This is a genomic window from Roseburia sp. AM59-24XD, from assembly GCF_003478445.1.
In the GTDB taxonomy this organism is placed as follows: domain Bacteria; phylum Bacillota; class Clostridia; order Lachnospirales; family Lachnospiraceae; genus Jutongia.
This window is the reverse complement of sequence record NZ_QUET01000014.1, coordinates 18,346-38,660: the sequence shown is the minus strand read 5'-3', so window position 1 is coordinate 38,660 and position 20,315 is coordinate 18,346. Positions and strand designations below refer to the sequence as shown.

The window sequence follows — 20,315 nt, the reverse complement described above, 5'->3', positions numbered from 1 at the left end:
GGCGTTTTCTTTATGCTATACTTTCCACAGGGAAGCGGAATTATTCTGTTAGAAAGGAGCAGACAGTGTTAGTAAATTTACATGTGAAGAATCTGGCGATCATTGACGAGGTGGAGGTTGACTTCTCCGATCGCCTTAATGTACTGACCGGTGAGACGGGTGCAGGTAAGTCTATCATCATCGGTTCGATCAATCTGGCTCTTGGACAGAAAAGTCCGAAGGACGTGATACGAAAGGGGGCGGATTATGCTCTTGTAGAGCTGACCTTCCGGGCAGACACCGAACGTCAGCGTGCGCTTGTGGAGGAGATGGGGATCTCCATGGAGGATGATGAGATACTGATCTCGCGCAAGATCATGGCAGGACGCAGTGTGAACCGGATCAATGGGGAGAGTGTGACGCTTGCCATGATACGCCGCATTGCGGATATCATGATCGATATTCATGGTCAGAATGAACAGCAGTCTCTTTTGCACAGCGCGAAGCATATGGAGATCGTGGACCGCTACGCCAGAGAGGAGCTGGGAGACAGAATCACGCGGATGGCAGATGGGTACCGGGAGTATCAGAGATTGCAGCAGGAGCTTTCACAGCATGAGGTGCCGGAGGAGGAGCGTCTTCGGGAGATCTCTTTTATGAAATATGAGCTTGAGGAGATTGAGCAGGCATCCCTCATGCATGGCGAGGAGGAACAGCTGGCGGAACAGTACCGGATGCTTTCCAATGCTACGGAGATTGCTTCCGGTCTGGGAGAGATCTACGGTATGACCGGAGAGGGGAATGCCACGGCTGCCGAGCAGCTTGGTCAGAGTCTGCGGATCCTGCATAAGCTTTCGGAGTACAGTCCGCAGATGGAGGAGTTTGCAAACCAGCTCTCCGATATTGATTCGCTGCTCACCGATTTTAACAGGGATATCTCGGATTATATGAGTGATTTCGAGACCGGAGGAGAGCGGTTTGCCGAGGTGGAGGCACGTCTTGATCTGGTACGGACGATCAAGGCGAAGTATGGTGCTACCACGGCGCAGGTGCAGGAGTATGCGGATAAGCTTCAGGAGAAGCTGATGAAGTACGAGGAATATGAGCAGTACCGGGAGGAGCTTTTGAAAAGCCTGACACAGCAGGAGACTACACTAAAGAGTCTGGCGGTTGAGATCACTGCGATCCGTCAGAAGGTCAGCCGCCGCCTGGAGAAGGAGATCATCAAGGCACTGAAGGAGCTGAACTTCCTTCAGGTGCAGTTTGAGATCGCCGTGCGCCCGCTGGATCATCTGAACAGTCAGGGACAGGATGAGGTGGAATTTATGCTCTCGACGAATCCGGGTATGGATCTGAAGCCGATCGGAGATGCGGCATCCGGTGGAGAGCTGTCCAGAATCATGCTGGCAGTAAAGGCAGTGCTGGCGCAGCACGATGAGATCCCGACGCTGATCTTTGATGAGATAGATGTCGGCATCAGCGGAAGAACTGCACAGATGGTTGCGGAGAAGATGGCATATATCGGTATGACACATCAGGTAATCTGTATTTCCCATCTGGCACAGATCGGTGCAATGGCAGATTCGCATTATCTGATTGAGAAGACCAGCCGGAATGAGCATACTTCTACGGATATCCGACTGCTTGATGAGAAGGAATCCGTCGGAGAGCTTGCAAGAATCCTTGGCGGAGTAGAGATCACGGATTCCGTCCGGGAGAGCGCGGCAGAGATGAAGCAGATGGCAGAAAAGGTGAAGGTTACGCTGCGGGCATAAGCAGCTGTTGTCTGTTTGCAGATTTCTTACAGATATCGTATAGAAAAGAACGTTTTGTATCATAATGAGATACAGACGTTCTTTTTATAACATAGTAAAATGCTCGTAATGTAGTGCTAAGACAACGAGAATTGCAAAGTGATTCTTGGAGGGAAAAACGCTGGTTTAGCCCTTTTTGTAAACATTGAGGAAATGAGCATTTCTGACAGCTATGTCGTAAAAGAGAACGACCTACGAGGAATGGCTGGAAGGAGTGATGGGATGCGGTATCGAAGAAACCGCCAGGGCGGCAGATATGCGATGACAGGGAGACAGAGGCTGATGTACGCCTGTGTCTGCTGGGAGTCCTGATCGCAGTGATGGCGTTTACGGCAGTGTACGGATATTTTGAGTTGAGGGGCAGGATACCGGATGAGATTACATTGTTTCAGGACAGAGTGGAGAATATTGATTTTGGAATCCCTTTTACGCAGGTGCGTGTCAGTCAGACAGATGCGGAGGCTGCCAGGGTAAGCATAGATCATGCGAAGAAGGCAGACGGGCATATCCGGTTCAGTATGGCAGGACCTCTTTCGGTGACCGCACAGAACTGCGGCAGTCTGCAGGGCGAGGTACGGCTGTTTGGCTGGCTTCCCTGTAAGAAGATCCGGATCGATATCCGGAAGGGCACAAAGGTCATGCCTGCCGGAAAGGCGGTCGGCCTTTATATTCATGCGGACGGTGTGATGGTGCTGGGAACAGGGCGGATCGCGGCAGCCGGGGGAGAGGAGCAGACACCGGCATACAATAAGCTGCAGACAGGAGATTACATTTATGCAGTGAACGGTCGGAAGGTTGTGACGATCCGGGATGTCAGTCGTCTTGTGCAGAAGAACGGTGCAAAGCAGATGATCCTAAGCGTCAAGCGCGATTCCGGAAGGATTCAGGTGAAGCTGACTCCGGTCCGGGCGGCGGATGGAAGCTACCAGATCGGCGTGTGGCTCAGAGAGGACACCGAGGGGATCGGGACGCTCACCTTTGTGACGCCGGAGAATCAGTTTGCGGCGCTGGGACATGGAATCACGGACGCGGATACGGATCTTTTGATCCGGCTGCAGAACGGCGGACTGTATCCGGCGGGGATCGATCATGTGGTAAGGGGGAAGAACGGTACGCCGGGACAGCTGGCAGGGTATGTTCAGCTTGGTAAGGAGAACCGGCTCGGAGAGATTGAGAACAATACCTTGCTAGGCATTACCGGGCAGATCACCAACAGGGCATACCAATATCAGGAGGATAAAGCATGTGAGGCGGCGTGCAAGCAGGATGTCCGAAAGGGCAAGGCGGTGATACGCTGTCAGCTGGATGATCAGGTTAAGGAGTACGAGGTAGAGATTGAGAAGATCAATCTTTCCTCGAAGGATAATAAAGGCATGGAGATTCATGTGACAGATCCGGAGCTTTTAGAAAAGGCCGGCGGTATTGTACAGGGCATGAGCGGGGCGCCGATCCTTCAGAACGGAAAATGCATCGGCGCTGTCACACATGTCTTTGTGCGGGATGTTACCAGAGGCTATGCGACATTCCTCGAGAACATGCTTTGAGCGAGAGTGTGTTTTGAGCCATTGACAAAGTCCTCTGTCTGCTATAAGATTTGTTCATATGCTTATTTGAAATCGGCTATGAGAGCAGGTTTCAGGGGTTTTAGGATACCAACAGAAAGAAAGAGGAAGAATAATGGATTATTTATTATTAGTGATAGGGTTTGTCCTGTTGATCAAGGGGGCAGATTTTTTCGTCGATGGAAGCTCCAGCATTGCCAAGAGGCTGCGTGTGCCATCCATTATTATCGGACTGACAATCGTGGCGATGGGAACGAGTCTGCCGGAGTGTGCGGTCAGCATCAGTGCGGCGTTATCCGGTAATACCGGAGTGGCTGTCGGTAATGCAGTCGGCTCCAATATCTTTAACCTGATGGTCGTATGTGGTATGTGCGCACTGTTTTGTCCGCTGACAGTCAGCCGCTCTACCCTTACCGGAGAGTTTCCGTTTTCGGTATTTGTGGCTCTGTTGCTGATGGTGCTTGGCTGGATCAGCATGACACTGGGACGTATTGACGGTGTGATCCTGCTGGTGTTTTTTGCAGGCTTCCTTTTCTGGATGATACGTTCTGCACAGAAGGCGCGCAGTGAGAGTGCATCTGATGAGGATGAATATGAGATCCGTCCGATCTGGCAGTGTGTTTTCTATATTGTCGGTGGTGCGGCAGCCATCGCAGGGGGCGGTCAGCTTGTCGTGAATGCGGCATCTGCCATTGCGAGATTCTTCGGAATGAGCCAGAATCTGATCGGTCTTACGATCGTTGCTTTTGGTACCAGTCTGCCGGAGCTTGTGACCTCCATTGTGGCAGCCCGCAAGCATGAGGTTGACATGGCACTCGGCAATGTGATCGGCTCCAATATCTTTAATATATTATTTGTTCTTGGAATTTCGGCAGCCCTTCACCCGATGGTATTTCAGATGGAGAATATCATTGATATCATTGTGCTTGTTGTGATGAGTGCCATCGTGTTGTGCTTTGCGTGGACGAAGCAGAAGCTGGTGCGCTGGGAGGGGGCAGTGATGCTCGCGATGTATGCGGGATATGTCGTATATATCTGCCTGCGTTAAGATTTAAGAAATAACATCTGCCTGCACTAAGATACAAGAAAATACATAGAAAGCAGGATAAGTGTTATTTTCTGGTGCCGGAACCGGAGATAGCATTTGCGAAAGAACTTACGAAACGGAGAGAAATATGGCTTATTTTCCATTTTTTATAGAGCTGGAGGGAAAGCAGTGTCTTGTGGTTGGCGGCGGAGACGTGGCATTTCGCAAGATCCGGGAGCTGATCCCGTTTGGCGTATCGATCCGGATAGTTGCACCGGAAATCTGCGAGGCGATCCGGGAGCTGGCGGCAGAATATCCGAAGCTTACCATTGTATGCCGGGAGTATGAAGAGAAGGATCTGGAGGGGATGTTTTTTGTGATCGCGGCGACCGATGACGAGCAGTGTAACTGTCAGATATCTGAGCGGTGCAGGCAGCGCAGGATTCTGGTCAATGTTGTCGATGACAAGGACAAATGCAGCTTTTACTTTCCGTCACTGGTCAAGCAGGGTGACATTGTGGCAGGATTTTCCAGCGGCGGTAACAGTCCGGCACTGATCAAGGGACTGCGGAGGGAACTGCAGGAACAGATCCCGGAGTATTACGGACAGCTCAATGCGCATCTGGGGCAGCTCCGCCCTGCGGTGAAGGAGCATTTTGACACCGAAGAACAGCGTAAGCAGTTTTACCGGAAGGTGATACATAGGAGCAGAGAGCTTTCGAGGGCTTTGTCCGTTCCGGAGATGGAGGAAATACTTCACAAAGGTTTTACACAAAATTGACTTAAAAACGATAGTAGATTTTACGTTCTCATTTTAATATATAGTCATCGTCGAAAGACGGTGGCTTTATATTTTGCGCGCTGCCGGATATGAAGCTGCAGGTGACCTTTCGGACCGTCATGGTCTGGGAGGAAAGCTTCCATAGGATGTGTGTAGATAATAAAATTAGAAAAGAAGAGATGCAGCGCAGAAATGAGGATAATTATGAGAAAGAGAAAATTATTGGCAATCGCAATGAGTGTAATGTGTACAGCAGCATTAATGACAGGCTGTGGCAGCAGCAACGGAGCAAGCAGCTCTGATGCAGGTTCCGGATCTGATTCCGGCAGTGCAAGCCAGCCGATCAGTGTTGTTTCCCGTGAGGATGGTTCCGGTACCAGAGGTGCTTTCGTAGAGCTTACCGGTGTAGAAGAAAAGGATGCGGATGGCAATAAGACAGACAATACAACAGCAGATGCAATCATCTCTAACAGTACAGAGATCATGATGACTACCGTTTCCGGTGATGAGTATGCGATCGGATATTCTTCCACCGGTTCTTTAAATGACACAGTAAAGGCATTAAACGTAGACGGTGTTGAGCCGACAGCGCAGAACATCAAGGATGGCAAGTACAGCCTTTCCCGTCCGTTCAACATTGCAACAAAAGGAACACCGGGAAAGCTTGCGCAGGACTTTATCGATTACATCCTGAGCGAGGAAGGTCAGAAGGTTGTTGAGGACAACGGTTACATCGCTTCTGTAGATGATGCAAAGGCATTTAAGAGCAGCGGGGAGAGCGGAAAGCTTGTTGTTGCAGGTTCCTCATCCGTTACACCGGTTATGGAGAAGCTTGCTGAGGCATACAAGGCAGTAAACAAGAAGGCTGAGATCGAGATTCAGGAGAGCGATTCCACAACAGGTATGACTGCAGCAGCAGACGGTACCTGTGATATCGGTATGGCATCCAGAGAGCTTGAGGACAGTGAGAAGGATAAAGGTCTGACCTCTCAGGCAATTGCACTCGATGGTATTGCAGTAATCGTCAATACACAGAATACACGTACAGAGATCACAACCGACATGGTTAAGAAGATCTTCACCGGTGAGGTTACTGACTGGAGCGACGTGACCGAGTAATTGACGCAGGTGTGTCACAACCGAAATTTGATATACATAACTCGTATGCCGGGCAGCTGTGAGGCTGTCTGGCATATCAGTGACATGAAATATATGCATAGGATATGAGAAACAAATGCATTATTAAGATGTGCGAAAGGATATGGCATTATGAAACAATTACATGTGAGTAATATTAAAGAGATCGTTATGGAGATCGTATTTCTGATCTGTGCCTGCATCTCCATTCTGTCGGTTGCATTGATCTGTATCTTCCTGCTCAGTAACGGAATTCCGGGTATTGCAAAGATCGGTCTGAAGGAGTTTCTGTTAGGAACAGAATGGAAACCGGGCAGTAACCTGTTTGGTATTTTCTCTACGATCGTTGGCAGTATCTATGTGACGATAGGAGCAATCATTGTAGGTGTGCCGGTCGGACTTCTGATGGCGGTTTTCATGGCAAGATTTTGCCCGAAAAAGCTGTATAAGATCTTAAAGCCGGGCGTAGAGCTTCTGGCAGGAATTCCATCCGTTGTGTACGGCTTCTTCGGTCTGATGGTGTTGGTGCCGTTTGTGCGTAACACCTTCCGGCCTATCCTGATGCAGTATCAGATGACAACAACGGGACAGAGTATCCTGACAGCCTCGGTGCTGCTTGGTATGATGATCCTGCCAACCATTATCAATGTGTCAGAGTCGGCGATACGGGCGGTGCCGGATTCTTATTATCAGGGTGCTCTGGCACTGGGAGCAACTCATGAGAGAAGTGTATTTATGACAGTCGTGCCGGCAGCAAAGTCCGGCATTATGGCAGCGGTGATCCTTGGTGTGGGGCGTGCGATCGGTGAGACCATGGCTGTGATCATGGTAGCCGGTAACCAGCCACGAGTGCCGGGATCGATCTTCGACGGTGTTCGTACTATGACCGCCAATATCGTAATCGATATGGGATATGCGACCGATCTTCACAGGGAAGCATTGATTGCAACGGGTGTTGTACTCTTTATCTTCATCCTGATCATCAATCTGTTATTTTCCCTTTTGAAGAAAAGAAACGCAAACACATAAACGGGCGGGGCAGACACAGGATAACAATTTGTATGTAACGATACAAAGCGGACTGCTTTTGCCTTTATAATATAACAGAGTATTTTGCATAATGCGATAACTCCTGTATTGGAAGTATTTTCTTCCGGTACAGGAGTTATTTGTATTCCGGCAGGAAAAATGGTAAAATAACAATATTTTATACGATAAATGTGCAACAGGCACAGGAAATGGAGAAAAGCATGCATCAATTTACCGGATATGAATTGTTGTGGCTGTTTTTTATTTACTCCTTTGGCGGGTGGATATTGGAGACGGTTCTTGCAACATGGAAGCAGAGGAAATTCGCCAACAGAGGTCTTGTAAACGGTCCGTTTTGTGTTATATACGGTATCACAGCGGTGTGTATGGCGATTGGCCTGCAGGAGCTTGATGGATTCTGGCTGTTTATTTTTGCGGTCCTTTATGCGACGATCGCAGAATGGATTAGCGGTCATCTGATCGAGAAGGCATTTAAGGAACGATGGTGGGATTATTCGGAGCGGCATTGGAATCTGGACGGTTATATCTGTCTGACAGCATCTCTGATGTGGGGCGTGTTCGGCTTTATCACCGTGCGCTGGACCAATTATTTATTGCTAAAGCTGATCCTGTTTTTGCCGGGGATCCTGATGAAGGTCATTCTTCTGGTTCTTGCGGGAGTGCTGGTGATTGATATATTAGGTTCATTCCTGCTTCTGACTGGCAAAAGCAGTCATCCCGAGCGCTGGGAGGCAGCCGAACACAGTCTTGGACGGGTAGAATCAAAGCTTCGCGCTAAGATTGTCCGGTTCGTGGATCGTCGTATTCATAAGGCATATCCGAAGGCGAAGAAGACGCAGGTTTCGGATATCCCACAGCAGACCGGCACGAAATGCTTTGCGGCAGGATGCGGTTTTTATAAGATTGTCAGCCTGTTTATGATCGGAGCCTTTCTGGGAGATATCACAGAGACGATCTTCTGCCGCGTGCGTGCCGGAGTGTGGATGAGCCGCAGCAGTGTAGTGTGGGGACCGTTTAGCATTGTATGGGGGCTTGCAATCGCACTGGTATCCTGGATGCTCTATCAGTACCGCAACCGGAGTGACCGTTTTCTTTTCCTGACCGGCACCCTCTTAGGCGGTGCGTATGAATATCTCTGCAGTGTATTTACAGAGCTTGTATTCGGAAAGGTATTCTGGGATTACAGCAAGATCCCGTTCAATCTTGGGGGCAGGATCAATCTGCTGTACTGTTTTTTCTGGGGATTTGCGGCGGTTGTGTGGTTTAAGGCATTTCTGCCGAAGACGGAGAAGCTTATCGAGATGCTTCCGGTCAAGGCAGGTAAGGTGATCGTCTGGCTTCTCGTTGTATTTATGAGCTGCAACATCGCAGTATCGTGTATGGCACTGGTCCGTTATGATGAACGGAGCAAAGGTGTGGAGGCAGTTTCCGAATGGCAGAAATGGTCGGACACTCATTACGACGATGTCCGTTTGCAGAAAATATATCCGAATGCGATCGTTCCTAAGTGATAAACACTACGGAAGTAATAGAAGCAATAAACGCCGAGGAATGATTCACATACGGAAGGGGTTATCGCTGATCTGTTGATTGGTCAGGATTTTAATGAGAGAGGAGTTTGAAGTATGAAACGAGCAATATCTGTTCTTGTCTGTCTGAGTATGATCCTTGCGACAGGCTGCAGCAGACAGGAGACAATCCGCTTCGGTGCCGCTGGAGTCGGAGGTATGTATTATCCATTTGCAAATGCATACACGGAGCTGATGTCAGAGGAGGAGAAGGGTATTAACTGGAAGGTCAAAAGCACTGCCGGTTCCGCTGCAAATCTGCGCCTGCTTTCTGACAATTATATTGAACTTGGGATTGCGCAGGCGGATCTGATCGATGAGGCCTACTATGGAAAGGGAACGTTTCATTCCGGTAAGTACAGCGGCTATAAAGCAGTTGCAAGTCTGTATCCGGAGGCATGCCAGATTGTTGTCAGAAAAGATTCCGGCATTGATTCGCCGGATGATCTGGAGGGCAAGACGATCAGCATCGGTGCCGAGGAATCCGGTACGGAGCGCAATGCCAGGCAGATCCTGGAGGTCTGTGGGCTGCCGGATGCACTGGTAGATACCGAGAATCTGGATTACACACAGGCAGCAGACAAGCTCGAGGAAAAGAAGATTGATGCATTTTTCTGCACGGCAGGTGTCAGCACGACAGTGATTGAGGAACTTACTAAGGAATGCGACATTAAGGTGCTCTCCATACCGCAGAACTGCAGACAGAAGCTAAAGAAAGCATACCCCTTCTATAATGATTGTGTGATCCCGGCAGGGACCTACGCAGGTCAGACAGAGGACATTGAGACGCTCAGCGTGCAGTCCGTTCTGCTTGCAAGCAATACCCTGTCCGATGAGACCGTACAGACATTGACCAGGTTTTTGTTTGAACATGTCAAGGATATTCAGTATTCCACTTCGATCAATCTGCAGCTGACGCCGGAGGAGGCGGTTCAGGGAGTGACGATCCCGTTCCATCCCGGAGCCGAGGCGTATTATAAGTCCAAAGGTGTGGAAGTGCCGGAGAATAAGTAAACGGTAATAGGTAATATATGGATGGTGGGAATGCACGGAATCGTTCAGGGGCGTTTCCGTGCGGACAGATTTACAGGAAATGGATATCTGCGGTACAACAAGAATATGGCAGATATCTGGAAAGGTTTGATTTAGTTATGAAAATACAGTTGGACATGTATCAGACACTGGCGGCAGCCGTCCTTGTTCTGATGCTTGGTGCTTATTTGAAAAGTAAGATACATTTTCTGGAGCAGTTTTGTATTCCGGCTCCGGTTGTCGGTGGTTTATTATTTGCCATTTTCACCTGCATCTGTTACGTGACGGGTGTGGCAGAGTTTTCCTTTGACGATATACTGCGCGAGGTGTGTATGGTATTTTTCTTTACCTCGGTTGGCTTTCAGGCAAATCTCAAGGTTCTTAAAAGTGGCGGTAAATCACTGGTTGTATTTCTGGGACTTGTGATCCTGCTGATCGTGTCACAGAACTTGGTCGCAGTTGGAATGTCAAAGCTTCTCGGTTTAAGCCCGCTCATCGGTATGTGTACCGGTTCGATCCCGATGGTCGGCGGACATGGTACCGCAGGAGCTTTCGGACCTGTTCTCGAGGATTTTAATATTTCCGGAGCAACAACAATCTGTACTGCAGCAGCAACCTTTGGATTGATCTGCGGAAGTTTGATCGGCGGTCCTCTCGGCAAGCGACTCATCGAGAAGAAAAAGCTGCTTGAGACTGCCATCCCGGAGGATGATAGTCTGTTAGTCGAGGAAGAGGAAAAGCATGAGCGTCATACCAATATGTACGCGGCGGCGGTATTCCAGCTGATCCTTGCAATCGGTCTGGGAACAATCTTTTCTTATTTTCTGACCAAGACCGGCATGACCTTCCCAATCTACATCGGAGCCATGATCGCAGCAGCGCTGTTTCGAAATATCGGTGAGTACAGCGGCAAATTTACGATCCACATGGGCGAGATCAACGATCTGGGTGGTATCTCTCTGTCGCTGTTCCTCGGAATTGCGATGATCACTTTGAAGCTGTGGCAGCTTGCCGACCTTGCACTTCCGCTGTTTATCCTGTTAGCGGTACAGGCGCTTCTGATCGCAGTATTTACTTACTTCCTCGAATTTAATATTATGGGAAGAGATTATGATGCAGCAGTACTCGTTGCCGGAACCTGCGGCTTCGGAATGGGAGCAACTCCGAACGCCATGGCAAACATGCAGGCTATCTGTGAGAAGTACACGACATCCGTCAAGGCATACCTGCTGATTCCGCTGGTCGGCAGCCTTTTCGCGGATTTCATCAACAGTCTGGTTATAACATTTTTTATCAATTTCATTTAATGGAGGGATGCAGAAATGTTTGGAAAAAAGAAAAAGAATTACGATCTGACCTATGAAAATCTGGCTATTCCGGAGATTCATACCCATGAGGCACCGGAACAGGAACAGACCGCACAGGCGGAAGAGAAGCACGAAAAAGAAACACACAAGCCCGGGGTTGTCTACGACAGCGTAGCAATTCCCGAGGTACATATCAAAAAGAAATAAGGGTAGAGTAAACTGCCACATATCAGCGAGAGAAGTTGATATGTGGCAGTTTTGGGATTATGAGGGTGAAAAAAACGGAAAGAAACGGGAGAAAGGGGTGTGGTAGAATGAATCCAGCGACCGGAAATAATATGGAATAGGCAGTATTCACATATTTTAATCAGAAAATTTGTGCAATTTTTCTGCGTGTTTCAGGATTATGGACGGTAATATGGTGGAGTAGATTTTGTATAGACGCTCAAATGCTGATAAACAGGGCATTTGAGCGTATTTTTTTGACGAAATTTTAGGGGAATAGGAGGAAGAGAGGGAGGAGGTAGAATGGAGAAGTGAAAAAAACGGAAAGAGTTTGATGGCTCGATCGTGATAAGCTAATGACATATACAGCAAGATGAGAGATGCATAAGATACAGGAGGAGCAGCCATGAGTGTTTTGGTAACTTTATTACATTTAAATAAAATATATCATGCCGAATTACAGGATAAAATGACAGTGACATTTGGAAATCATAAAAAGGATTCTGTAATGATTTCAGAAATGAATGCTTCTCAAATATCTGTAAAATTAAAGAATAACAGAATTGTTGTGGACACAAAGCTACCAATGTCTTTTAAAACACAGGATTGCCCCAAAGGACAGATCGTAATTTTATATCAGGAGAGCAGAACAGCAATTCTGGTCACAGATATAGCCGAATGTCCGGATCAGGAATTAAAGCTTCCTTATCAGGCAACAGTGAGTATCGGACGGAAGCAGGAAAATAATGTATCAATTGCATATCCGTATATATCAGGGAAACATTGTGTCATTCGAAGTGAAGCAGGAATACTTCATGTGGAAGACCTGAAGAGCACGAATGGTGTGTATTTAAATGGCTCTCAAATTACGAAAGCTGTACTTAAATCAGGGGATATTATTTCGTTGTTAAATGTTCGGATTATTGTAAAAGATTCGTGTCTGTATTTTAAAGGACTGGGTGATGTAGTATCTATTCGGGGAATTGCTGAGGAGAAAGCATACCAAAAAGAAACTGCCGCTGAGAAAAAAGGATGCAGTATAAAATATAAGCGTTCGCCAAGAACGCAGGCGATGCTTCCGGATAAGGAAATTGTACTGGCAAGTGCACCGACAAAAGCTGCTAAATTTGAAAAAAGCAGGGGCATGTTAGCATCTCTGCTGGGATCAGGAGCAATGGTGGCAAGCAGCCTTACGATGGGAGCGGCGTCTCCGGCTCTTCTGGCTGCGCGTGCGGCAATGCTTGTGATGCCTGTATCAAGTGCTGTTTCTATGAGAAACAGCAATGGACGCAGAAAGAAAAAACTGGAAGAATACGAATTATTAAGACAGAAAAAGTACTTTGATTATATCAGTGAGCAAAAGGCACGCATTGATGCGGTAGCGGAACAACAGAGAGACATATTAATCAGAGAAAACCCATCGCCGGTAGACTGTCTTCAAAATGTGATCAATACCAATAGGAATCTTTGGGAGAGAATGCCCGGAGACAGAGACTTTTTGGATATCCGCGTGGGAATGGGCTATGAGGAATTGTGTGTTCCGGTAAAACAAGGACATATAGCGGAACTGTCAGTATAGAGGAAGATGAAATTCTGGCAATGTCTGAACAGTTGATTGAAGAGACAAGAATTGTTGATAATGTTCCGGCCAGAATTTCATTATTGAATAATTCCTCCGTAGGAATTATAGGCAATCGCACTAAGGTAATCAGTTTGGTCAAAAATATGCTGGTTGCCCTGACAACGGAACACTCTTATCAGGATGTTCATGTTGTTGGAATTTTTGATGAAGAAGAGCAGAAAGAATGGGAAGGTTTGAGATGGCTTCCACATTTTTGGGATGAAAATAAGCAGACGAGATATTTGGCATTTACAAAAGAAGATGCCCATAATTTGTGCGAGTATTTTCATGAAATTGTAAAGCAGAGAAAAAGAGAGATGCAGGCATATTCTTATGGTAAATCAAAATTAAATCTGCCATGCTATGTGTTTATTTTCGGATCTAAAAGATATATGGAAATGGAACAGATTATGAGTGATCTGTTTATGGATGAACCGGCGATGGGAGTCAGTTCACTGTTTTTATTTGATGATCTGTATTCTCTGCCGCATGACTGCAAAATGATTGTTGATGTCAATGACGGACCAAGTGCATATTTGCGAAATGAAGTAAATAATAAGTTTATTTTTACAATGGATCACGATCTGAAACGTGATGATTATGATGTTTTCGCGAGAAGAATGTCGGCAATTGAGCTGGAGGGATTTGCAGTTTCAGCACCAATACCAAAATCAGTGACTTTTCTGCAGGGGTATGGTGTGCAGAGAGTGGAGCAGTTGGATGCAGAACGCAGATGGGCTCAGGCGAAGGCGTATGAGAGTCTGGCAGCTCCGATTGGCGTGCTTGGAGGAGGCAAAACATTTTCTCTTGATATTCATGAAAAGGCACATGGTCCTCACGGTCTGGTAGCAGGAACAACAGGCTCCGGTAAAAGTGAGCTGCTGCAGACTTGGATTTTGTCTATGGCACTGAATTATCATCCGTATGATGTTTCTTTTGTCATTATTGACTATAAGGGAGGCGGAATGGCGAATCTGTTAGAGCCGCTGCCTCACGTTGTCGGAAAGATTACCAATATTGGATCTAATATCGGAAGATCCCTGGTTTCCTTACAGAGTGAGATCAAAAGAAGAATGAGATTATTTGATGAGGCCGGAGTAAACCATATTGACAAATATCAAAAGAAATACAAAGAAGGAAGTGGATTAGAACCTTTGCCGCATCTGGTTATTGTTGCGGATGAGTTTGCGGAACTGAAAAAGGATGAGCCTGAGTTTATGCAGGGATTGATCCAGACAGCCAGAGTAGGACGAAGTCTTGGAATACATATGGTTCTGGCGACACAGAAACCAAGCGGTGTTGTAGATGATCAGATCTGGAGCAATACCCGTTTTCAGTTGTGCTTAAAGGTACAGAGTGTTGGAGACAGCCGTGAAATGATTAAAACCCCGGATGCAGCACAGATCACACAGGCTGGTCGTGCATATGTCAAAGTGGGAAGTGATGAAATATATGAGCTTTTCCAATCGTACTGGAGTGGAGCTCCTTATCTGGGAGCGGCACAGCAGGAAAAGGAAGTGGGAAACCAGGTAAGAATCGTGTCCATGAATGGTCAGAGGATCAAAACGGTTGTTGATGAGAAAACCCGTTTTCGTTCTGAAATTGATGAACTTAAGGCGGTAGTACGGTATATCTGTGATGAAACGAAACGGATGAATGTTGAACCGTTAGAAGGACCATGGCTTCCGGAACTGCCAGCCGAGCTTTATCTGACAAAAGACATTCTTCATGGAGGATTTAATGGCACCGAATGGACACAGAAAGGAGAATGGCTGCGTGTTCCGGTTGGAATTTTTGACAAACCGGAAATACAGCAACAGGGACTGCAATATATTGACTTTGTGGAAAATGGGCATTATGCCGTATTTGGTGCGCCATCAACCGGAAAGACAACATTATTGAAAAATGTAATCCTGGCGTTGGGAATGCTGTATGAGCCTACAGATGTATCCTGCTATATTATGGACTTTGGCGGATGGAGTATGAGCTCATTTGCGGATATGCCACATGTAGGAGGAGTTGTGCTGGATTCCGAAGAAGAAAAAATGGGAAAGCTTGGCAGTTTATTGCAGGAAGAAATAGAGATTCGTAAAAAACTGTTTCTTACAAATACGGTAAGTAATATATCTCAGTATCGGGCGGTGGTGTCAGAGGAACTTCCTGCAGTGGTCATTGCTGTTGATAACATTACGCCGGTCTTTGAATTGTATCCAGATTTAGAACCTTTATTTGTGACGATTGCAAGAGAAGGTGCTGCATATGGTATTTATTTGATCTTTACGGCAAACAGCTCATCAGGAGTGCGTTACAAAATCATGCAGAATGTGCGGGGAGCCATTGCATTTGAATTGACAGATAAATCCGATTATCCACAGATTGTCGGAAGACTTGATGGACGCAAACTGGATAAAGTGCCGGGCAGAGCATTTATGAAAGGAAATCCACCGACTGAGTTTCAGTCTGCTATGTACATGGCTGGAGAGAATGACATGGATAAGGTACAGAATCTTAAAAATGTATTTGCACAGATGAATACGGTGTGGAAGGGAGCAAGGCCGAAAGTAATCCCTGTAATGCCGGAGCATATTGCACTTGAGCAGTTATGTACGCAATATGAGAAACGGACATGCATACCGATGGGTATTTCCTATAACAGTCTTAAAATGGTTTCCTGTGATCTGTCAGAGCAGTATTCATTTGTGGTAAGTGGCAATGATACCGGCAAAAACAGTCAGATCCTTTTAGATGTTGTTAATATGATTCATTTAAAAGCACCGCAGGATAAAATATTTGTGATAGACAGCAATACAAGAAAAATGGACTCTGTCCAAAATGATGTACACTTTTATGCAGTGAATTCGGAAGAGAATCGAATGACTCAGGTAATGGAAGAAATTGTGCAGTATCTAAATGAGAGAAAACGGGCACAAAATGCAGCAAGAGCGGCTTCGCCGGATTCTTTTGACGAAGAGAGCTTTATACAGGATTACGAACAACTGTGTATTTTCGTGAATAATCTGAAAGAGTTTGTCGACAGTGTTTCCGAAGACAATTTAAGGAGTATGGAAAGAATCTGCCGACTGGCGCAGGGGCTGGGTGTATTGATATTTGTAAGTGGTCTGCCGGATGATCTTGTGAAATATAATCAGATAGAAAGTCTGACAAGAGCGATCATAGCAAATCAACGGGGAATCGCAGTGGAGGGTTCTCCGGCACAGAGTGAATTTTTCCAAAGCAGCCTTAAGTACAGCGAGAAGAGTGAAGAAGCAGGTGTTGGAAATGCATGGTATTTTGAAAATGGAGCATGTCAGAAGATAAAGCTGGCAGATACACATAACATATAGGGGTGAACAGGTCAAATTTATGGTTAGAGTAAATTATGAATTAATGGAAACAATGGAACAAAGCATCGCAAAAGCGGAGCGAAAGGCAAATGACATTCAGGATCTTATATGCCGGCTCAATCATGCAATGAATCTGGATATGGATCTGCTAATGCAGCCAAGCAGTTCTAAAATATTAAAAAATATGCTTACAGCCTCCAATGATATGATGCTGATTCACGAAAAACTGGAAGCACTTACCAAGGCAACAACAGGGCTTTCACAGGAATATCAGGAGACAGAACACACCATACAGGAAATGTTGAATGATCGTGCGGATACCTACGTTGATCTGGAGACGGAATTTACAAATTTACTGTCACCGGACAGTGATGAAACATTTCTGGAATGTGACGACAGCGATCAACTGAAAAAACTGGAAAGATTGTTGGGAGTGGACCATGGTAATATTAATCAGGCGGATGCATCGTCCATACGGAAACTGATTCAGGAATGGTATCATTTGCGGCAGGTTATTTCAGAATAGTGAGGAGTTACATATGATAGAGATGACAGAGGATCCCAGGGATCAAAAACTATATATGAGTGAAATCATTATTCTGGCAGGAATTATGGGATACAGCTCGCTTCCGGGAATAATGGATGCAGGAGTGTTAAGTTATCGGGAAAATGTCAAGTCCAATGTGCAGAAAATGATCGCAGCACTGGAGGAAAGAGGCGTATTAAATATTCGCCCGGAGAAAAATGCATATATCAAGCAGGAGATTTATCACAAAGTCAAGATGATCGCCGAATGTGAAGAGCTCGCAAGATTAATAACATATGATCATCGTGGTAAAAGAGTGACGCAGTGGATTTATCATAAGCAACAGGAAAGAATGTTACTGACGCAGTCTGCTTTAGAAGATGAAAATGGATTATTACAATGTCGAATAGCTGAAAAAAATGATACAACGGAATGTCAGGATGGAGATCAATGGATCCTGACAATGCAGGAAATTGCGGATTATCGTCAAAAAATACTTGACTTTGATATGGAGAATGTAGAAGAGCAGCTGGGACAAAAGATAGAGGATCAACAGATTGTCTCGTTACTGCTTGACTTTTTCTCGGGAAGAATTTCATTGTGCAAAGCGACACAATGGAGACGGTGTCAGGACATTTTCAAACGACAAGAAAGTATTGGATATATAAAAAATGACAATATTATTCTGATGATCGTAGCAGATGTTCAGGGCTTTGTTTTTCAGAAAATCAGTCCTGAAAATATGATTGAAATTATAGAAAATTGTGTTTTGAAGGGGAGAGGACAATGGAAAATATCATTGTAACAGTAACCGATGAAGCAGGTCACTTTTCATATGACATTGAAGTATCAACCAAATTAGAAATGAATAAATTACTAAACGATATTGTGGAGGCATTAAACGGATATAATCCGGAATTATTTTTAAATGCACTGCGATATGAGGTGGTTTGTATAAGAACCAACCGCATTATTGGTTCCGGGGACACATTGGAGGATGCCGGAATCTGGAATGGAGATATTCTGGTGTTGAAACGAAAGGAAAGTACATATGAATGATACAGAATGGATGGAGGAAATCATAAAATATCAGAGTCAGCTGCGGATCATAGATGAGGAAATGCAGTTATTAAATAAAATGCTGGAGACAGCAGAAGGAAGTCTGCAGGAGGCTTGGAAAGGAAGCAATGCTGATTTGGCATTGGACAAGCTTTTGCAAATAAAAAGCAGAATGAAGAAAACTGCATCTGCAATAGAGCAGGTGGATGGACAGTTGAAGGGAATTTTGCAGGAGCAGACCACAGAATAGTGTATGTAATTCTTTTTCAGGGAATTTACATAAATAAATTACAACATCATAAGACATGAAAGGAGAAAAACTATGGCAGTTATTCAGGTAACACCGGAAATGCTTACCAGTAAGGCATCCGAATTGAGAGGAATCAAGGAGCAGCACGATGAGTCAATGGCAAAGATGAAGACATTGATCAGCGGACTGAATGAAATCTGGAAAGGAGAGGCTTTGGATGCATTTGTTCAGAAATATGAAAGTATGCAGAGTACCTTTACAAATTTCTCAGAAATGCTTGAAAGTTATGCAAAATTAATGGATACCGCAGCAACAAAATTGCAGGAGACGGATCAAAGTCTGTCCAATACAATGAAGAGCTTTGGAGAGTAAACGGAAGAGGTCTGGTGTAATGTTAGTCTGTATTTAGCTGTTGTCAACAATGGCAGCAGTTAGATACAGATATCAATTAAAGGAGGCACTGCATGTACGAATTTGATGTTGTAAGTATGGAACATTATTGTGATGAAATGCGGCAGGTGGTCAGTGTAATGCGGGATAACCTGCAGAACCTGGAGAATTTAGTTATGGGAATCCATGGAAGCTGGCAGGGAGAAGCCGAACAGATATATGAAGCGAAAATAATTTATGTACGATATCGGTATATCATGTTGCTGGAGTTTTTTGAACGATATATAGAGGTTTTGGAAAAAAGTGCAGATATTTGTGCAGAAAATGAAGAAAGCATTCGATTAAAATTAATTAACGTTTAGTATAAACAGGAGGGTGCAATGGAAAATGCAATCAAGTTGACAGCAGAAGAATTATATTATCTTGGGGGACTAATGCAGGCAAAATATATTGATTATGATTATATATCTGCTATGGGTGATATACAGAAAAATTATCGAATGTACGAGAGCAATGCAGTAGATGGTCTTGCCGGGAAGGGATTGATCGAGGAGGACTTTAGCGGAGAAATTACGGTGTCCGTATCTATAGAAGAATTGTTAAGCCCTGTATTCTTTGGTGACTTCGAGGCGGAAATCGATATTTGTGGTGTACAGGAGGATAGTAGAAAAATTGTTAAACTCCATACGGATCAAGACAAAACAACACTGGTGGAATTAGATGAAAATCAGCTTGTGTTAAAGAAAATGCAGGGGAATGATGTCGTAGAGTATGGAAAAGATATTTTTGGATTTCTCAAAGATGAGACGGATGAAAATATAGAATTTGACGAACAGAAGGTAAGTGAAATTTATATTTTGAAAAATACTGTGATCGGTGGAGAGAGTGATGTGAGAATACTCTTTCGCATTGAGAACAGCGTTTTTATGGAAGATGAAAATGAAGAGATTAAAAGGATAAATGATCAGGATATAATCCAGACGATACAATCAGTTCTGGTTGAAAAGGGGGCATGATGAAATGGCATATCATGATTATAACGGCAGGATTACAATTGATGATGCTGCAGCAGCCAGAGATATTCGAAAGATAAAATCAGCAATAGAGAAGCTTAATGATGCAAGCAATTCGATGAACCAGCTTTTGTCAGTGTCCTCAGAAATAAAAGGTCATACCGGAAATGCAATACAATCACGCGCCCAGGAGCAGAAACGACAGCTGGATGCAATGATATCGAATCTAAATCAGACCTGTAATGCGATTAATCAGACAGTACAAAAATATAAGCGATTGGATCGGGAAGTTAAGGCGGCAATAGAGGCACACAGATAATTGGAGGATATATATGTCAAAAATTGATATTAATATTGATGGACTAAAGAAAAATGCAGATACCATTGCTGCAAAAAAACAGGAATTACAGACATTAAATAAAAATTTGGAAAATTTGATCAAGGAGATCAATGATAAATGGGAAGGGGAGGCAAGTGTTTCCTATGTAAATATGCTGAATAAGTATCTTACACAGGCCAAGAAAATGGAATCCGTTTTAAATGAATTTTATTCATATACAACGAACGTATCAAACACTTTTCAGAACTTAGACCAGAACGCAGCAGGAAACATTAATCGATAAAAATCAG

General features: G+C 45.1%; 21 protein-coding genes. All 21 read left to right on the top strand.

Translation table 11 applies throughout. The features are described from left to right. The first annotated feature begins 65 nt into the window (after positions 1 to 65). Positions 66 to 1,754 carry a DNA repair protein RecN gene (gene recN / locus DXA20_RS08270; protein ID WP_118560015.1) on the top strand — a complete coding sequence of 563 codons (1,689 nt, stop codon included), beginning with the start codon at positions 66 to 68 and terminating at the stop codon, positions 1,752 to 1,754. A gap of 359 nt (positions 1,755 to 2,113) precedes the next feature. Continuing rightward, complete coding sequence (spoIVB, locus tag DXA20_RS08265; RefSeq protein ID WP_118560013.1) at positions 2,114 to 3,337, top strand: SpoIVB peptidase; 1,224 nt, start codon at positions 2,114 to 2,116, stop codon at positions 3,335 to 3,337. A 133-nt stretch (positions 3,338 to 3,470) separates the two neighbouring features. Then, on the top strand, positions 3,471 to 4,403 hold the full coding sequence (locus tag DXA20_RS08260; RefSeq protein ID WP_118560011.1) for a calcium/sodium antiporter: 933 nt from the start codon (positions 3,471 to 3,473) through the stop codon (positions 4,401 to 4,403). A gap of 127 nt (positions 4,404 to 4,530) precedes the next feature. Continuing rightward, positions 4,531 to 5,163, top strand: coding sequence for a precorrin-2 dehydrogenase/sirohydrochlorin ferrochelatase family protein (locus tag DXA20_RS08255; protein WP_147403723.1), 633 nt, complete (start codon positions 4,531 to 4,533; stop codon positions 5,161 to 5,163). A 204-nt stretch (positions 5,164 to 5,367) separates the two neighbouring features. Further along, the gene (locus tag DXA20_RS08250; protein ID WP_118560007.1) at positions 5,368 to 6,282 is read left to right on the top strand and encodes a substrate-binding domain-containing protein; all 915 of its coding nucleotides are present in this window, start codon (positions 5,368 to 5,370) and stop codon (positions 6,280 to 6,282) included. A 165-nt stretch (positions 6,283 to 6,447) separates the two neighbouring features. Then, on the top strand, positions 6,448 to 7,329 hold the full coding sequence (gene pstC, locus DXA20_RS08245; protein ID WP_118560085.1) for a phosphate ABC transporter permease subunit PstC: 882 nt from the start codon (positions 6,448 to 6,450) through the stop codon (positions 7,327 to 7,329). A gap of 209 nt (positions 7,330 to 7,538) precedes the next feature. Then, positions 7,539 to 8,861, top strand: coding sequence for a putative ABC transporter permease (locus tag DXA20_RS08240; RefSeq protein ID WP_330420718.1), 1,323 nt, complete (start codon positions 7,539 to 7,541; stop codon positions 8,859 to 8,861). 114 nt (positions 8,862 to 8,975) lie between these two features. Beyond that, positions 8,976 to 9,932: a TAXI family TRAP transporter solute-binding subunit gene (locus DXA20_RS08235; RefSeq protein ID WP_118560005.1), complete on the top strand. Its 957-nt coding sequence runs from the start codon at positions 8,976 to 8,978 to the stop codon at positions 9,930 to 9,932. 137 nt (positions 9,933 to 10,069) lie between these two features. Further along, positions 10,070 to 11,257 carry a sodium/glutamate symporter gene (gene gltS, locus DXA20_RS08230; RefSeq protein WP_118560003.1) on the top strand — a complete coding sequence of 396 codons (1,188 nt, stop codon included), beginning with the start codon at positions 10,070 to 10,072 and terminating at the stop codon, positions 11,255 to 11,257. 15 nt (positions 11,258 to 11,272) lie between these two features. Next, complete coding sequence (locus DXA20_RS08225; protein WP_022307188.1) at positions 11,273 to 11,464, top strand: hypothetical protein; 192 nt, start codon at positions 11,273 to 11,275, stop codon at positions 11,462 to 11,464. 526 nt (positions 11,465 to 11,990) lie between these two features. Continuing rightward, entirely contained in the window at positions 11,991 to 13,061 is a 1,071-nt protein-coding gene (locus DXA20_RS08220; protein ID WP_158577170.1) for an FHA domain-containing protein, read from the top strand. A gap of 20 nt (positions 13,062 to 13,081) precedes the next feature. Beyond that, positions 13,082 to 16,447 carry a type VII secretion protein EssC gene (gene essC / locus DXA20_RS08215; RefSeq protein WP_118559999.1) on the top strand — a complete coding sequence of 1,122 codons (3,366 nt, stop codon included), beginning with the start codon at positions 13,082 to 13,084 and terminating at the stop codon, positions 16,445 to 16,447. Between the two features lie 19 nt (positions 16,448 to 16,466). Further along, positions 16,467 to 16,973: a hypothetical protein gene (locus tag DXA20_RS08210; protein ID WP_118559997.1), complete on the top strand. Its 507-nt coding sequence runs from the start codon at positions 16,467 to 16,469 to the stop codon at positions 16,971 to 16,973. A 157-nt stretch (positions 16,974 to 17,130) separates the two neighbouring features. Continuing rightward, entirely contained in the window at positions 17,131 to 17,778 is a 648-nt protein-coding gene (locus tag DXA20_RS08205; RefSeq protein WP_147403722.1) for a hypothetical protein, read from the top strand. Further along, positions 17,760 to 18,032: an EsaB/YukD family protein gene (locus tag DXA20_RS08200; protein WP_022307184.1), complete on the top strand. Its 273-nt coding sequence runs from the start codon at positions 17,760 to 17,762 to the stop codon at positions 18,030 to 18,032. The genes DXA20_RS08205 and DXA20_RS08200 overlap by 19 nt, the downstream gene beginning before the upstream one ends. Further along, the gene (locus tag DXA20_RS08195; protein ID WP_022307183.1) at positions 18,025 to 18,282 is read left to right on the top strand and encodes a hypothetical protein; all 258 of its coding nucleotides are present in this window, start codon (positions 18,025 to 18,027) and stop codon (positions 18,280 to 18,282) included. The genes DXA20_RS08200 and DXA20_RS08195 overlap by 8 nt, the downstream gene beginning before the upstream one ends. 72 nt (positions 18,283 to 18,354) lie before the next feature. After that, positions 18,355 to 18,654 carry a WXG100 family type VII secretion target gene (locus DXA20_RS08190; protein ID WP_022307182.1) on the top strand — a complete coding sequence of 100 codons (300 nt, stop codon included), beginning with the start codon at positions 18,355 to 18,357 and terminating at the stop codon, positions 18,652 to 18,654. Between the two features lie 92 nt (positions 18,655 to 18,746). After that, positions 18,747 to 19,034 carry a hypothetical protein gene (locus DXA20_RS08185; RefSeq protein WP_118559993.1) on the top strand — a complete coding sequence of 96 codons (288 nt, stop codon included), beginning with the start codon at positions 18,747 to 18,749 and terminating at the stop codon, positions 19,032 to 19,034. A 36-nt stretch (positions 19,035 to 19,070) separates the two neighbouring features. Next, on the top strand, positions 19,071 to 19,688 hold the full coding sequence (locus DXA20_RS08180) for a hypothetical protein (protein ID WP_147403721.1): 618 nt from the start codon (positions 19,071 to 19,073) through the stop codon (positions 19,686 to 19,688). Between the two features lie 4 nt (positions 19,689 to 19,692). Beyond that, a complete protein-coding gene (locus DXA20_RS08175) occupies positions 19,693 to 20,004 on the top strand; it encodes a hypothetical protein (RefSeq protein WP_118559989.1) in 312 nt (103 codons plus the stop codon). Between the two features lie 13 nt (positions 20,005 to 20,017). Next, the gene (locus DXA20_RS08170) at positions 20,018 to 20,308 is read left to right on the top strand and encodes a WXG100 family type VII secretion target (RefSeq protein WP_022307178.1); all 291 of its coding nucleotides are present in this window, start codon (positions 20,018 to 20,020) and stop codon (positions 20,306 to 20,308) included. The last annotated feature ends 7 nt before the right edge of the window (positions 20,309 to 20,315 follow it).